At 61.9% G+C, this 16315-nt stretch carries 10 protein-coding genes; 6 read left to right on the top strand and 4 right to left on the bottom strand.

Going from position 1 to position 16315, the window contains the following annotated elements:
- Positions 1–123: 123 nt before the first annotated feature.
- Positions 124–3303 carry a TonB-dependent receptor gene (locus tag C8J43_RS10570; RefSeq protein ID WP_197983157.1) on the bottom strand — a complete coding sequence of 1060 codons (3180 nt, stop codon included), beginning with the start codon at positions 3301–3303 and terminating at the stop codon, positions 124–126.
- A gap of 259 nt (positions 3304–3562) precedes the next feature.
- Between C8J43_RS10570 and C8J43_RS10565 the strand changes: the two genes are divergently transcribed.
- Both C8J43_RS10565 and C8J43_RS10560 read left to right on the top strand, forming a co-directional pair.
- Positions 3563–4513, top strand: a complete 951-nt coding sequence (locus C8J43_RS10565) for an ROK family protein (RefSeq protein ID WP_197983156.1) — start codon at positions 3563–3565, stop codon at positions 4511–4513.
- Positions 4514–4604: 91 nt separating this feature from the next.
- A complete protein-coding gene (locus C8J43_RS10560) occupies positions 4605–8081 on the top strand; it encodes a LamG-like jellyroll fold domain-containing protein (RefSeq protein WP_243645513.1) in 3477 nt (1158 codons plus the stop codon).
- A 78-nt stretch (positions 8082–8159) separates the two neighbouring features.
- Here the strand turns inward: C8J43_RS10560 and C8J43_RS10555 are convergent, their stop codons facing one another.
- Complete coding sequence (locus C8J43_RS10555; protein WP_165899604.1) at positions 8160–9197, bottom strand: cupin-like domain-containing protein; 1038 nt, start codon at positions 9195–9197, stop codon at positions 8160–8162.
- A 118-nt stretch (positions 9198–9315) separates the two neighbouring features.
- Between C8J43_RS10555 and C8J43_RS10550 the strand changes: the two genes are divergently transcribed.
- Together C8J43_RS10550 and C8J43_RS10545 are read left to right on the top strand one after the other, a co-directional pair.
- Positions 9316–10944 (top strand): sialate O-acetylesterase, encoded by a 1629-nt coding sequence (locus C8J43_RS10550; protein WP_207893372.1) that lies wholly within the window; start codon positions 9316–9318, stop codon positions 10942–10944.
- A gap of 693 nt (positions 10945–11637) precedes the next feature.
- Positions 11638–12840: an SEC-C metal-binding domain-containing protein gene (locus tag C8J43_RS10545; RefSeq protein WP_133030876.1), complete on the top strand. Its 1203-nt coding sequence runs from the start codon at positions 11638–11640 to the stop codon at positions 12838–12840.
- Positions 12841–13006: 166 nt separating this feature from the next.
- Here C8J43_RS10545 and C8J43_RS10540 read toward each other — a convergent pair whose 3' ends face one another.
- Positions 13007–14116 carry a hypothetical protein gene (locus C8J43_RS10540; RefSeq protein ID WP_133030875.1) on the bottom strand — a complete coding sequence of 370 codons (1110 nt, stop codon included), beginning with the start codon at positions 14114–14116 and terminating at the stop codon, positions 13007–13009.
- Between the two features lie 430 nt (positions 14117–14546).
- On the opposite strand from C8J43_RS10540, the gene C8J43_RS10535 reads away from it, so the two are divergent.
- Together C8J43_RS10535 and C8J43_RS10530 are read left to right on the top strand one after the other, a co-directional pair.
- Entirely contained in the window at positions 14547–14753 is a 207-nt protein-coding gene (locus C8J43_RS10535) for a TOBE domain-containing protein (RefSeq protein WP_133030874.1), read from the top strand.
- 75 nt (positions 14754–14828) lie between these two features.
- Complete coding sequence (locus C8J43_RS10530) at positions 14829–15173, top strand: LysR family transcriptional regulator (RefSeq protein WP_243645512.1); 345 nt, start codon at positions 14829–14831, stop codon at positions 15171–15173.
- Positions 15174–15779: 606 nt separating this feature from the next.
- Here the strand turns inward: C8J43_RS10530 and C8J43_RS10525 are convergent.
- Positions 15780–16304 carry a homogentisate 1,2-dioxygenase gene (locus C8J43_RS10525; RefSeq protein ID WP_243645511.1) on the bottom strand — a complete coding sequence of 175 codons (525 nt, stop codon included), beginning with the start codon at positions 16302–16304 and terminating at the stop codon, positions 15780–15782.
- Positions 16305–16315: the final 11 nt, after the last annotated feature.

Genomic DNA, 16315 nt, shown 5'->3' with positions numbered 1-16315 from the left:
GGTCCTGAGTTACGCGTTGTTCCTGCTCCATCTGTCACGCTCGGTTCCCATCCTGTGCGTTGCCGTGCAAACACCCGCCACCCCCGCAATAGGGTGGCGGGCGCTTACAGTCTCACCCGCAGATTAGAACTTGAAACGTGCGCCCGCCATGAACCGGCGCTCATAGATGTTGTTGTACGCTTTCTCATCCGGGAAGGTGAGATAGTATTTCTCATACTCACCGGTCAGGTTCGACCCTTGCGCGTACAGCGTCAAATTTGGCGTGAAGTCGTAGCTGATCGACGCATCAATGTAGTTCGTCGGCTGCTGATACAGTTCGAGGCCTCGGATGCCGCCGAAGTCCTGCTGGACCGCACGCTTCGAGCGGTAATTCCAGGCGACGCGAGCTTGGAAGTGATTGTCCTGGTAGAAGCCAGCAAGGTTAGTCTGGATCTTCGAATTGTCCTGGAACGGGATCGAGTCGCCCTTCAAATCGACAGCGCCTGAATCGGACGGCGAGTAGGTAATATTCGCATCTATGCCGAAGTTGGAGAGCACCGTTGGAATGAAGCCGAAGTCGTTGAACGACAGCTTGGCACCCGCTTCGACACCCTTAAGCGTACCACCGTCGCCCTGAACCGGGGTACTGATCGACACGGTCCGGTTGCGAACCACGCCGTCATTGTCCGGCAGGTCGGTTCGCACGATGTTGCCAGACTGAATGAAGCTGGCGACGTCGATGTAGAAGGCACCCAAGCTAAGCAGACTGCTGCGTCCGATATAGTATTCAAGCGAGCCTTCGACGTTCGTGGCGCGCCAGGGATCCAGCTGCGGATTGCCGTTGGAGCTACCGCCAGTGACGCGGAACACAGGCGATCCTGGATTGCTCGTGTCGATCGCGTAGTTCGGATTGAGTCCACCACCCCACTGGTTGAGATCCAGCAGTGTCATCGTCTTGGAATACGCCAGGCGCAGCTTCAGGTTGTCGGCGAAATTGAACGCCAAGTTGAATGCCGGCAGGAAGTCGGTGAAGCTCCGCTTGGTCTCGACCGTGCCGTTGACCGTATTTGCAACGCCGTAGGGGCGCGGCGAACCGGTCACGAACTGGGTGATGTCGAGTTTGGTGTTGATGACCTTTAGGCCCGCATTGCCGGATACGGGAATGCCAAACACGTCACCCTTGACGTTGAGTTGCGCATAGCCCGAGATCTGCTTCACACCAACGTTGAACGAGGCGCCCGGGTTCTGAATCTCGACGTTGCCTGGGTAGAAACTGTTTTGGAATGCGAGCGCGTTGTCCATGACCTTTGGGTCGAGCACGTAGATCGGCGGCAAGCCGGCACCCGGCAGGTTGAACTGCTTGACCTGCCCGTTAAAGATCGGATCGCTCGCCTTGCGGACAACGCCAGAGGTGTAAGGCCTGAAATTTGCCGTCCCGAACGTGCCCGTACCCGCATAGCAGGACGCATCATTTAGCGGTACGTCGAACGCCTTCCACTTGACCAGGCACCCACCAGGTTGAGACGCCTGCCCCGAATATAGCGGCGCGGCGCGATCGAATTCGAAGTCGTCGACCGAGCGCTCGCTGTACCGGCCACCAGCGCTCAGGCTTACATTGTCATTGGCCTCGTACGAAACGTCACCGCGAATGATCTTCAGGTCGCCTTTGCGGCGATAGTTACCCTCCGAAGACGTTGTCTTCATCGCGTAGCTGTCGATGTTGCCGAGCGCCGTCGTCAACTGCGACGGCAGAGTGAAGACCGGCTGGTTACCGGTGAAATCGACCGTCGCTGGCAACGATGCCGTACCCGCAATCGTGTTGACCGCATACCCGCCCGGATTGAACGCGACGTCGCCCGTCGGATAATGACCGATCCCGCCCGGCTGCCACTGCGCGCCGTTCGATGGGCTGAACTGCAGATAGCTCTGGTCGTAGTTAGAATAGGCCTTGCCGTAGACGCCGCGCAGGCTTGCCTTGAACCGGCCGCCATTGTCGTACTTCAGCTCGGCATTGTAGTTCTGCGACTGAGACTTGAACTTGTCATTCTGCGCATACGAGTCGAAATTGCCGAGGTCGTAATTATAGATCTGGGTCGTATTCAGATCATAATCGCGCGTCACGCCGCCATTGCTAAGCGACACGGTCGAGCCGGTGTTGCGCGATTGGCCCGGCACGAATTCGCCAGCCTGCCAGTTGACGTTCTGCATCTGGATGCCGGCTGTGCGATCATTCTCGTTCTGGCGCGTGAAGAATGCATCGGCATTCAGCGTCAGGGCGTCGCTGATCTCCCACTGCGCCGAGGCATTGATGCCGATCCGCTCGCGCTGGTTGACCTTGTCCCAGGCGGTGAAGCCCTGAGGAACGATGAAAGCATCGTTGGCATCGCCGTCACCATTTACGTCGCGGCCCGTCCCCACGATCGTCCCCTTGGGACGATTTGCGGGTGAGAAGCCGTTGCTGAGGTTGACGTCGCCAGTCGGGTTGGCCGCGGTATTGAACTGCTCGTTGTGCAGCGCGGCCCCGTAGCCTTCCTGGATCCCGTTGTGGGAGTTCGAAAGATGCAGGTTCGAATAAGCGCCCGACACCAGGAACCCGAACTTCTCGCCCCGGAAGCCGAACAGCCCGTTCAGGTTCGGATCGAACTCCTTGGTCTTGTCGCCGTAGGCGCCCTCGGCAGCGGCAGCGACGGTGAAGCCCTTCTTTAGATCGAATGGGCGGCGTGTGCGCAGGTTTACGGTGCCGGTGATGCCGGCGTTGAGCAGATCGGCCGTGCTCGACTTGATGACGTCCGCGCCCGCAAACAGCTGCGACGGGATATCGTTGAAGTTCGGCTGGATCGTCGTGATCGACTGAGCGCCGAGATAGGCCTCACCGTTGAGCAACGTCGTAACCTGCGGCAGGCCACGAATATTGATCGCCGCGCCCTCACCGGCATCACGGCGGATCTGCACGCCGGGGATACGCTGGAGCGAGTCCGAGATCGTCACATCGGGCAGCTTGCCGATGTCTTCGGCCGAGATGGAGTCGGTGACCGACGCGGCATCGCGCTTGAGGTTGACCGCACGCTGCTGCGATCCACGAATGCCGGTGACGACGATGTCCTGCGTTTCAGCAGCCGCGTCGCTCGCGGGCGTTGTCGGGTTCTGAGCTTCGCTCGTCTGGTCGGCAGCAGCAGCCGAGGGCGATGCGGCTTGATCGGTAGGTGCGTTCTGCAACACCCCCTGTGTTGTCGACGTTTGCTGGGCAAGTGCGGTGCCGCTGCTCACCAGCGCCGTAACTGACGCCGCGACCATCAACATATTCTTGGAACGTGCACGCAACATTTCGACCGTCTCCCTCAGCACCCGAAATCGCCAGGAATTGGCGAACGTTTTAGCATGCTAAGATCGAGCCGATCGGCGACTTACCGCCCCACCCTCTCCTGCCTGCCAGTCGCAACTTTCCGTTGTCTCGACATCGCGTGTTTAATCGTCCGGTGGATCCGGTCAATAACAAAATCAATTTGCGTTTATAACGATCGCTGGCATGCTTGGTTGACGATGGCCGAGCAGCGGTCACGCCAGTAAAGAGGGGAGCATTGCCTTGCAAAACAGTATCGCTGCTCGGGCTATCGAGCCGCAGCCAGCATCTGTACCGGCTTTAGGAATCGACTTTGGTGGCACCAAGATCGAAGCCGTCTTGCTAGGTGCAGACGGTGAGACGCTTTGGCAGCAGCGGGTTCCCAATCCCGGCACGTATGATACCGCGGTAGCCGCTATCGCCGAGTTCGTCGTGGCTGCCGACATCGCGGGGGGCACGGCATGTACCGTCGGCATCGGCGCACCCGGATCGCCGTCGCCACGTACCGGCGTGATGCGCAACAGCAACTCTCTTTACCTGAACGGTCGATCGTTCTCCGAAGACCTCACCGCTGTTCTCGGTCGACCGGTACGGCTGGTAAACGACGCGAACTGCCTCGCGCTGTCCGAGGCCACAGATGGCGCAGCGACCGGTGCGCGCAGCGTGTTTGCGCTCGTGATCGGTACGGGCGTCGGTGGAGGCATCGTACTCTCGGGTGCGTGTCTTGACGGCGCCCACGGCATTGCCGGCGAGATTGGGCACTTACCTTTACCCTGGCCGCGCAGCGACGAACTGTCTCCGCCGCCATGCTGGTGCGGCCTGACGGGGTGTATCGAAAGCTGGGTTTCGGGCACGGGTTTCGCGCGTGCCGCCAGGACAGAACATGGTCTGTCGCTCAGCGCCCCCGAGATCGTTGCAGCCGCCCGCGCCGGGAATCCCGCTGCCCGAGCTGCACTGGATGCGTATATCGACCGGCTGGGACGCGTACTGGCCATGGTTGCCAACCTGCTGGACCCCGAGGTCGTCGTATTGGGCGGAGGCATGTCGAACGTCGCCGAGATCTATGAAGAACTTCCGTCCATCGTCCGCCGCTATGCCTTCTCGGACCTATGGGAGGGTCGTATCGTGCCCGCGCGCTGGGGCGACGCGTCAGGCGTGCGCGGCGCCGCACGACTGTGGACTGGGGACGCCTGACCGACCCAAGGCCCGGCAAGACGAACATAAGAACCAACCGGCCGGTAGAATATCGAGCCGGGAACTCAGGAGAGATCTATCCATGCGATCGTTGCCAATAACAGCCGCCTTGCTGCTCGGTGCCGCATTTTCCTCCTCGCTGGCTGCACAAACCGTGGTGCCGACCATGCGGCCGGCGATCGCGAATGCCGGCCCCTACAACGTCGCCATCCTAGCAGGCGGGACCGGGGTCGAGCGTGATCTGACAGGCGCCGAGGCAGCGGTCCGTGCAGACGCTCCCTGGACTCTCTCCGCCTGGGTCCGCCCCAGCACTGCCGGCGCGGATGGTTCGCTGCTGGCCGTCGGTAATCCGCTAAAGGCCTGTCGCTGCCTCGACCTTACCAATGGGCGCGCGTCTGCCGTGGACGGAGCGACACGGGTAACCGGCGGACCGGCGTTGGCCGCCGGCAAGTGGACGCATGTCGCCGCTGTGGCGAACGGACGGACACTGACCCTCTATGTCGATGGTCGCGTCGTCGCGTCCGTCGCGAACCGCCCGAGCGAAGTCGTCGCCCGCCTCGCCGTCGCACCGGTGACGAACGGCGCTAAAGCGCCTCGCCATTTTGGCGGATCGCTGGTTGCGGCGCAACTCAACGGCGCGGCGCTGAGCGCCAGCGAGATCACGGCTGCCATCCGAGCGCGGCCGGATTTCGATCTCGTGCAATTCTGGCAGGTCGGCGTCGGCTGGCCGTTCCAGAAGCAGGCCAATATCGGCCTTACCCAGCAGCAGGATGCCTGGACCTTGCCGAAGGCGCGCGTGAGCGCGACCACGGCGCCGATCGCGCACTTGCCGCTGCCCCCGACGGGACTGGCGCGCGAAAGCGACGGTCGCTGGCTGGTCAATGGCTGGCAGCTCGCCGCAGCCCCCGAGGTCCGCGAAGATGCCGCGACCCTGTCGCGTCCGGGCCCTGCCACGGGCACGTGGCGTGCGGCGACCGTGCCGGGCACCGTCTTGACGACGCTGGTCGACCGCGGCGTCTATCCCGATCCCTATTACGGGCTCAACAACCTCAAGATTCCCGAGAGTCTGGCACGTCAGGACTATTGGTACCGCACCAGCTTTACGGTGCCGGCAGCCGCCGCGGGCAAGCGCCTGACGTTGGTCTTCGGCGGCATCAACTACGCCGCTGACGTCTGGGCAAACGGCCGCAAGCTGGGCGACACCCACGGCGCCTTTATCCGCGGCCAGTTCGATCTCGTACCTGTCGCCGGCGAGAATGTGGTCGCGGTTCGCGTTTCGCCGCCTCCCCATCCCGGCATCCCGCACGAGCAGTCGATCAGCGGCGGCGTCGGCGAGAACGGGGGCCAGCTCGCGATCGACGGCCCCACCTTCGTCGCAACCGAGGGCTGGGACTGGATACCGGGTATTCGAGACCGTAACACGGGGCTGTGGCGGCCCGTGGAACTGCTCGCGCATGGGACTGTGCGGCTGCTCGATCCCAAGATCGTCACCGATCTGCCTCTGCCGCGTACTGACAGCGCTGACGTCTATATCACCGTACCGGTCCAGAACGCTGGTGCGACAGCCGCAAGCGTGACCGTGCGTGCAGCGTTTGGCGGCGTCCGAGTGCAGAAGACGGTCATCGCGCCGCCCGGTGAGACGAAGGTAGTCTTCAACCCTAAGGAGTTCGCGCAGCTTCATGTCGCCAATCCAAAACTTTGGTGGCCGAACGGCTATGGCGAACAGGCTCTCTACCAACTGTCGCTGGAAGCGCTGGCAGACGGCCAGCTCTCGGATACGCGCACCGACAAGTTCGGTATTCGCGAAGTCAGCTATGACCTGTCGCTGTTCGATGCGGCTGGTGCGCTGCGCCGGGTCAACCTCCAGTTCACGGATGGCAGCCTGCGCGGCGAGCGCCTGATCGATGTTCGCCATCAGGCCATCAAGCAGTCCCCCAATGGCTGGGTGGAATCGCTGACACCGCAGGGCGAGCGTTCCCCGGCGGTGACACCGGTCGAGGCGACGATGCCCGAACCGCATTTGGCGATCCGCGTGAACGGCGTGCAGATTGCTGCGCGCGGGGGCAATTGGGGCATGGACGATGCGATGAAGCGCATCGGACGCGCGCGCCTAGCCCCCTATTTCCGTCTCCAGAAGGAGGCGCACATGAACGTCATCCGCAACTGGATGGGCAACAATACCGAAGAGGAGTTCTACGACCTAGCCGATGAAAACGGCATGATGATCCTCAATGACTTCTGGCAATCCACGCAGAATTTCCAGGTCGAGCCGGAAGATCCGGGGCTGTTCCTAAAGAACGCCGACGACGTGGTTCGCCGCTACCGCAACCATCCGTCGATCATCCTGTGGTTCGGCCGCAACGAAGGTGTGCCCTACCCGGCCTTGAACGAGGGCCTCGACGACCTGATCGCGCGTGAAGACGGGACGCGGTGGTTCACAGGCAGCTCCAACGTCGTCAACCTGCAGGGATCGGGACCGTATAACTATCGTCCACCGGTCGGTTATTTTACCGGCCTCGCCACCGGTTTCTCGGTCGAGACGGGAACGCCCTCACTCTCCACCCTAGAGTCCGTACGGGCGACGATGCCCGATAGCGAAACCTGGCCGCTCAGCGATACGCTGGCCTATCATGATTGGCATTTCGCGGGGAACGGCGACACCAAGACGTTCATGACCACGCTCGACACCATGTTCGGGGCGGGGACCAGCTTTGCCGATTTCGAGCGCAAGGCGCAGATGATGAACCTCGAGACGCACAAGGCGATGTACGAAGGGTTCCTGGGCCATTTGTGGACCAAGAACTCCGGTCGACTACTTTGGATGACGCATCCCTCCTGGCCGTCGAACACATGGCAGATCTACAGCTGGGACTATGACACCCAGGCCTCATATTATGGTGCGAAGAAGGCCGCGGAACCGCTTCACGTCCAGCTCAATCTGCCGGGCAATGAACTGGTCGTGCTCAACACGACCCGTGAAGCGCAGCCGGGACTGCGGGTCCGCACACGCGTCGTCGGGCTCGACAACGCCGAACTCTTCACGCGTGAAGACCGGGTCGACGCGGGCGCCAACATGGCGACGCCGCTTGCAGTGGTGCCACTCGATCGCTTGTTCGCGTCAAACCCCATGCTTCTGGTTAAGCTCGAATTGATTGATCGAGCGGGCAAGACGGTTGCCGACAACTTCTACTGGCGCGGAAAGAACGAAGCCGCTTACCGGATGCTCGACACGCTGCAGAGCGTCGCGCTAACCGGCTCCGTCTTGGCCCAGGGGGTCGACGGCGAGGACAGCGTCGTAACTGTGACGCTCGCCAATCGAACCGAAGTCCCAGCGCTGAACGCGAAGCTGACGCTGGTGGATGCACAGGGCAAACGTGTCCTGCCGGCGTTCTACAGCGACAATTACGTTGCTCTCCTACCCGGCGAGGAAAAGCGCATCGACATCCGTTACCCCAAAAGCGCGGGTCAGACGGCGACCGCGCTGACGGTACGCGGATGGAACGTCGCGCAGTCGGATCGCTTCATCACGCTCCCGCCCCAAAACGTCAGTACCGGGAAGACGCAGTAGCAACCTGTCGGCGCAACCTCGGTTGCGCCGACCTCGCCGGCTTGGTCATTCCCCCGGCGTCCTGATTGGTAGCGCGCGTTAGCGGGATTTGCGCGCTGCGGGCATTGCCGGCGGACTTAGCGCCTCGGCGATCTGCGCCGTAAAGTGAGCATTCCGCATTTCGGACGGCGGCGCGAGTACGCCCTGGACATGCGCCGGCAGGTGATTGCCGGCATCGGGAGCCGCGTCGTCGAACACATAATGTTCGAACCAGCGCCGCCATGCCATGCGCTGGGCCGGCGCGAGATCACGGATCGCGAGGACGGCGTGGCTCAGCGCGCCCATCGGCGAAAGCGCATGCGGCTCGGCCCACCAGTAATTCACCATCACATTGAACGCGGCGGTCGCCTTAACGCTGTGCCACCAGATCGGCGGAATGAAGAGCGCATCGCCGGGGTCGAGATCGGCAACGAGCCCGTGGCCCATAGCGTCTGCGAATTTGGGATAGCGTTCGAGGTCTGGGTCCTCGAGATCCACCATGCTGACCGGCGGCCCTGCGATCGTGAAGTGGAACGGGCCGACATAGAGGTTGCCGACCTGTTCGGGTGGAAACAGCGTGAAACGTCGCCGACCCGCCACGACCACCGCGACGTTGCTCGCCTCGTCGAAATGCGTCGCGACGTGCGTGCGATTGCCGACCCAGACCCGCGGCCTGGCACCCGGCAATTCGAACGGCAGGGGATTGTCTGCGATCCAGGCGGACAGGTGATCGTCCGCGGCGGCAGCGCCGGCATAGAGCGCGACCGGCTCCGCCTCTGCCCGAAGCGACAGCAGCTTGTCGAGCAGTGCGCTGAGCGAGCCGAACCGCTTCTGGAAATTGCAGGCCTGCATCGACGCATCGTAAAAGAACCGACCATCGATCTCCGGCGGACCGATCAGTACTTCGGCCGGGCGTCCACGGTCCATCGCCTTCATGTAGTCGACCAGGGTTTCGTCGGACCGGAGCCCGGCCGCTATGGCCGGCCACCGTTTCGCCTGACCGCGCAGTACGATAGGGCGGTCCCGCGTCGCGATCTCATCGGCGAACCGCGCCGCATCGACCGGGCCGGTTTCATCGACCTTGGCGTGAATCGTCATAACCGGCTCTCCTCGCCGCCTTCTAGCGCCGGTTACCTCGAAGCTGAAGACCGTCTGCGGTACCAATGCGCATGCCACGATTGCCGGAGCGCGGCGCGTTGCCATCGCATCAAGGCAGGTGCAACTTCTGGCTGCATACCAACTGGTCACGCGCTTCTTTGATGATATTCTGACGCTAAGATATCGCGACGGTCAGCGCCGCACGTCAGGGACAATGCCGATCATGAAGCTCCTGCTCTACACCGCCCTCCTCGCCGCCACCGCGACATCACCCGCGGCCGCACAGCTCAAGCTGCCGCGTCTATTCAGCGACCACACCGTGCTGCAGCGTGATCGGCCGCTGCACGTCTGGGGTTGGGCGCGTGCGGACGCGAACGTTGCCGTGTCGTTGCATGGCCAACGCGTAGTGGCAGTCGCCGACCGCCTAGGCCGATGGGAAGCGTGGTTGAAGCCTGAAGCGGCAGGCGGTCCCTATGTTCTTGTTGTCGACGGAGGTGCAGCAGAGGGTAAGGTCCAGGTACAGGATGTGATGCTCGGCGACGTTTGGTTCGCATCGGGTCAGTCGAACATGGAGTTCCCGCTCAAGGGCTTCGACGGTGCGCCGCTAAAGAATGCCGCCGCGGAGATCGCTGCCGCGACCGACCCGCACGTCCGGCTCCTCCGTATCGAACACAAGAGCAGTTCCATCCCGCTACGCGACATTGGTGCTACCTGGACCACCACCACGCCCGCGACAACCGCCGACTTCTCGGCCGTCGGCTATTTCTTTGCGCGAGAAATTGCCGCGCGCGAGCACGTGACGGTAGGCGTGATCGACTCGACCTGGGGCGGTACACCTGCGGACAGCTGGGTGTCGACCGAGGCGTTCGCGACCGACGCAACGCTGGCCCCGGCCATCGACGCGCGTGCTCGATTCCAGCAGGACCAGACCGACGCCGACCTCGCCACCATTGCCGAAGCGCGCGAGGATGCTGCCATCGTTGCGTCGGGCGGCAAGCCTCCCCCACACCCTTGGCACCCCCCCGAGGATGCGTACCGGCCGTCATCGCTGTACAACGCAATGGTTGCGCCGTTCACCGGCTACGGCATCAAGGGCGTCATCTGGTACCAGGGCGAGACGAACAGCAATGTCGCGCGGGCGCCATATTATGCCGACCTCTTCCGGGGACTGATCACCGACTGGCGACACAATTTCGCGCAAGGTGCTTTCCCATTCCTCTTTGCACAGATCTCTTCATTTAACTCACCCGAGGAAGAATGGGGTTTGGTACGCGATGCGCAACGTCGTGCGCTTGTGCTGACCGACACAGCCATGGTGGTGACGACCGACGTCGGCGATCCCGGCAACGTCCATCCGGGCGACAAGCAGACAGTCGCCGCCCGACTTGCACTCGCGGCCCGCAGCGTCGCGTATGGCGAGCGCGTCGCGTATCAAAGCCCGCTGTTCCGCCAAGTGAGTGGCGAACCGGGTGGAAAGCGCATCTGGTTCGATCATGCTGAAGGCCTGACGAGCCGGGGCGCAGCAGTCGTGGGCTTCGAAATCGCCGGGCCCGATCGAAGATTTGTTACGGCTACAGCGCGGATCGATGGCGAGAGCGTGGTCGTAACTGGTGCGGTATCGAAGCCCAGCTACGTTCGCTACAATTGGAGCAACGTTGTACCCGGCAGCCTCTACAATGCCGCAGGCTTGCCTATGTCAGCCTTCACCTCTGAAGAGCGCATCCGAGGTCATTTAACTTACCCTTAGAAGAACTCTTCGCCGCCCTGAGCTAACACAACAACGTGAAATTCCCGATGCTGCTTTTTGGCTGAACACCATACCCCGCCTACCCGTACTTTTAATCCAACAATTGTATTAAATCACCAGGAGATAAATTACCACATATCATGTTCCTCGTACCAGAAAAGGTATCGATTCCCAAAATTGCCGATCCTGTTCAAGCAGGTCCGAGCTACCAACTAGCGCGTTGGCTCACGCAATCATCAACGCCGTCTTGGCGGTGTTGCGATTGATCACACCGCGCCACGACACGATCGCGAATTTACGCGAACCACAGGACACAGACCCACAACACGACATTCAGCGGTCGTTGCGCCTTTCCCAACTTCGGACGTCCATTCATGTTCGCCCAACACCCCGACCAGCGATGACGGAAATGGCGAGAGGTGGGACTTTGCTGCCGTTCTCCGCCGTCAATGGGAGTGTCTGTTTACGCCAAAGCTAGACATTCGTGACTGTAGACAAGCGTCAAAGTAGGACCTCGCTAAATTTGGACATACGATTGAAGAACAAACAGGTATTGAGTTTTAAGAGTGTAAGTTCGGCGTCTATCGGAGCCCCTATAAACCTAACATTGTCGAGTTTTAGCAATCGATTTCAGCCGGATATGACAGGGTTCCGCTTTGACGCATTCTTCACCGCCGCGTAAAGGCGACCGCCATGAAAAGCCGAACACCGCTGTTACATTCATCGCTGACTCAGCCCCTCAATCGACTGCCCACGGTCTTCCGTCCGAAGACGATCGGGCGAAACGAACGATGCTCGTGCGGATCGGAGAAAAAGTTCAAGCTCTGCCACGACGGCCGCGAGCATATGCCGCCTTTCAATATCCATCAGGCGGCTGCCCACTACATCAAGGAGCTGCAGCGCCGTTACTGCTCCCATGCCAATGCAGCAGGCCAGCCCTGCGGCGGCCAGATTGTCAGGGCCCATACCGTCCAGAAGAGTGGCGGCCTTGAGGCGATCGCACGTGACAGCCGTGTCTATTCTCTAATAACCACCATGCCCGAGATGGAAAAGAACCAAGGCAGGCTGGTGCCGCGCCTTGTCGGGATCGGCCAGGCATCGGTCTTCCCCGGCTTCTGCGCGGAGCACGACCGCGATCTCTTCCGGCCCATCGAAGGGAAGGACTGCACCATCGGCTTGGCCGAGGCACTGCTTTTCTCCTATCGGGCAGTATGTTTCGAGGCCTATTTGAAGCGGGCGCAGCTGGCCGCGTCGGATATCCTGTTCCGGCTCGACGAAGGGGCGCCCGTTGAGCATCAAGATTTGGCGCAGAACATGGCGCGCAACGTGCAACATAGCGCCCGCCGGGCCGCAGCGGCGACGCATGCACGCAAAGAGGCCTATGGAGCGCTGCTCTCCGCGCAGAACTTCACGGGCTTTTCCTATTCGTGGACACGCTTCGACGAGTTGCTCCCCGTCGCATGCTGCGGCACCTTCCTTCCGGACAATGACCTCGCTGGCACGCTCCTCCAGCGCATCGCCCATGGGTCGCAGGCGTTCGAGCATGTGACGCTCAACATCACCTCCTTTGCCGGGCAGTCGGTCATCGTATTTGGCTGGACCGGCACCGATGACGGCCCAGCCGCACGGTTCGTCCAATCCTTCGATGCGCTGGACGACCAGCTCAAGGCGGCAGCGACCACGCGGCTCGCACTCGAATATCTCGAGAACAGCTACATCTCACCCGACTGGTGGGAGACCCTTCCCGAGTCCTACCGGCGCGGCCTCATCAGCCATGACGCGGCCCGCGGGGTCTATCAGCGGCGGCCGGCAATCTCACGCGCTCTGGGGCGGCCGATCGCTTCTCTCACCGCGTCCGTCATCGCTAAGGGTGGTCAGGCCGCAGACGCGATCTGAGGGTGCAGCCGGCATCTGTCGGCTTTCCGTCGTTCGGCCCCATCGTGACCAGCGCCCCTCCTTCCGCGCCAACTCCCTCCAGGGGCACCCGTGCGCTTGCGCTCCGGTAAGGGCCGGATCCGTTCCGCGCGGAGCGGCACCTCCGGACGCCGCTCTACCTCGCGCCTCAGTCGCTGCTCACGTCGACTGCGTCGGCGAGCGGGGCGAGCGCGGTGTGATAGACCCAGGCGCGCGAAAGCTGGTTCGATAGCGGATCGCGGAAGAAGACAAAACGCCAGCGTCCCTGGGCCTTCTCGATCACAACGGTATCACCGGCCTGCATGTGCAGTACCACCTCGCCCGCCCGCTCGGGCTTGCGGCGCAGGGTGGCGTCACGCACGATCTCGGCGCGCGGCAAGGCGTCTAGGAAATCCTCGCTCGCCTTCGCATCCGCTTCGCTAAGCCGGTCAGTCTCCTGGTGCAGCACCTCATATTTCTGGTTGAGCTCGGTGATGGCGCGCTGCTGCTCGGCCGAGGGGTTCGGGATCAACGCGACGATCGCCAGCACCAAGCCCAGAAAGCCGAATAGCCACGCAGTCCACTGCATGAGTCCCATCGTATTGAGCTCGGCGATCGTCTTGGGGCCAAGCGTCGCCACATAGGCGGTCACCTTTTCGAACAGCTCGCTGAAGAGCGCCGTGCCCTCATCCTCGGTCGCCGCCGCCGCGATCGCTTCGGTGATTCGCTGCGTTTCCAAGACCATCTCGGCAGCAAGCGCGGTGGCGGAAGCCACCACCCCTTCACTGGCGCGCAGCGTCATGACATCGACGAGGCGCATCCGCTCGGCGATGGCACTGAACCCAGACATCTTCGGGAACATGTCCTCGATCATCCGGCGATAGCTGTCGCCGGCGCGGGCGGCGGCCAGCGCGGTCGCCACAGTCGATCGGTTCGCGTCGAACGCTCGCATCGTATCGACTACAGACGACGACAGACGCCGCTGCTGCTCTACAAGGCCCGTGCTGCGCTGGGTGATGCTGCGCGCCGCCTCAGTCACTGACAGAGCCCACGCCGTGCTGGTCAGTTCCTTGTAGCGTTCGCGCTCCTTCCGGTCTCGTTCGAGCGTGTCGAGTATACCGCGATAAGGCTTGTCGAAATCCACCCCGCGAAAAAGCCTGTCGCGAAGGGTCTCTGCCCGCATCGCCTCAGCCACCGCGCCGCCGGCGAAGACATCCTTGAACATATTGGCACGTTCACGCTCCTCGCGAAGGAAGCGATCGACAGCGGTTTCAGGCAAACGGGTTGTTTCTCATAGGCAAGATCCTGTCAGATCGGTGCTGGCCGCGCGACCAACATTTGCAGCACCACCCACAACCAAGATGAGAAATGTCGACGTATCCCAACCTAACGGGCGGGACCGGGCCCTCTACCCTCTGCGCTCAATGAACCGGATGGCGGGTTTCGACACAAGCTGCCTTTGACTGCTTAGCCTGCGAAAGGCCATGTCTGGTCGAGAACGGCCGCCCTTCCATACTGCAGCGGCGACCCACGTTCGGACACTCGCGACCGGTCTCAAGCAACCTAACTTCGGTCGTTCATTCATGTCGAAGCTGGCGGTGATGCCAGCACGCATAACTTTCTCAAAAATGGATCGAAAAATGGGAATAGCCGGATTTGGGTTGTAGTCGTAATGCTACCGGCCAACCCGTCATTCTTGAGGACGCCCCATGAAAATTAGTGCCCGCAATCAGCTCGCAGGCCGCGTCGCCAGCATTCAGCCCGGCGCCGTCAATGGCTCAGTCAAGGTCGATATCGGCAACGGCATGATCATCACTGCGAATATCACCGAGGAGGCGATCTCCGACCTGGCGCTCAGCGAAGGCGATCAAGTGACGGTGCTCATCAAGGCAAGCGACGTTCTGATCGGAAAATGACGCGAGCGTCAATACTAACGCTGGTCCGTTTTTGCGCTCTGCGCGAGGGGTGCAGACTTGGCTATTGATGGACCATTGAAGGTCAATGTTCAAATCCTGAGAGGGACAGAGCCGGCGATAGGGCCGGGCAAGGCACTCGTCCTTGATGCCATCGGTCGTACCGGCTCTATCTCGGCTGCTGGGCGTGATTTGAAGATGAGCTACCGACGTATCTGGCTGCTCGTCGACAGTCTCAACCATGCCTGGACCCAGCCGGTGGTCGAAACCCGCGTCGGGGGAGGAAAGGCAGGCGGTGCGCATCTGACAGCCTTTGGTGAGCAGGTGCTTGCCAGCTACCGCGACATTGAAGCGCGCATGGTCGAGGCTGCCAAGGGAGCAGATTTCGACTGGCTAGTCGACGCGCTCAAGCCGGAAGGTTGAGCGCGCGGCGCGTCGCGGCGTGTTGTCCACCCTTGCGTTGCCCGGGCTGACCGGGACGCCACCGGCACCCATCTACAATTGGCGGGACTAAACGGCCTCGATACCTCAGTTCTCGATAGCATCATGTCGGCGGGACGTTCGCCCATATCGGCCAAGAAGCGGGCATAATCATCGGACCATGCCGGCGAAATTGCGCCGGCTTCATTCTCCATCTTCATGCGCTGCCAGGCGCGATACGTGCCGTCATGGCGGTGTTGCGCACGGTGCCCATGTTGGATGAGGCGGGCAGCGCAGATCTCGCGGTGGAGGCAACCACAGCTCGCCGTGCTTCCTGACCGGACGTTGCCTCCCGCTGCTACAAGCTCATTCCCGCAGTCGCACTGGAACAGCCAATGAGCGTGCCCGCTTCGGCTTTTGTGCGCGAAGCCGATGCCGACGAGGCGACCAAAGCGCATGCCTGTCATATCGATCCTGATTTTCATGACCATGTCCGTTCTGCAACGCTCGACTGTATTCAGACGGATATAATTATCAGCACAGGGCTAAAGTTCAATCTACGCATGATGCGGCGCGATCTGAACCGGCTGGCCACTCCCGGCACCAGCGTCAGTCGGAGGGCACCCGCACGATCATCAGCGAAAGCGTCGGAGCGGTGTTGCCGGCCAGCTGCAAAAGGTAACGGCCCGGCTTCAGATCGAAGTCGACCATCTTGCGGATACCCGTGCAGTCAGGCCCGTGGCTATGTGCAACAGATGTCGCTGGCGATTTGCCACTGAGGACGTCGATCCACGCGGAAGCTCCCAGCGCGACGCGGTAGCGCCCGTAGTCAGGCACGTTGAAAACGAACATCCCGCCGCTGTTGGCCGGCGTGCCGGGCTTACCCGGTCGGACAGCATAGGTAAGGGCCAACGTTGGCAGCAGCGTGGCAGTGACGCTCGTGCCAAGCGGAAGTGTCGTAGCCGCTTTGACCGTCGCCCCGGCGCGAGACGGCCGCTTACGTATCCAACCCTCAAGCCCCGCCGGGAGCGGCACCGCCTTCGCCGGGCAGGCAACGGGCACGTGATCCATCGCCGGCATCGCCTGCGGGCTGGCGGCAAGAAAGAGCAGCGGGATCAGGATTATAGCCGGCAAGGTCTTCTCCT

Origin of the sequence: Sphingomonas sp. PP-CE-1G-424, assembly GCF_004341085.1 — a bacterium.
In the GTDB taxonomy this organism is placed as follows: domain Bacteria; phylum Pseudomonadota; class Alphaproteobacteria; order Sphingomonadales; family Sphingomonadaceae; genus Sphingomonas.
Note: the sequence above shows the minus strand (reverse complement) of the source record. Positions and strands in the feature narration are given on the sequence as shown.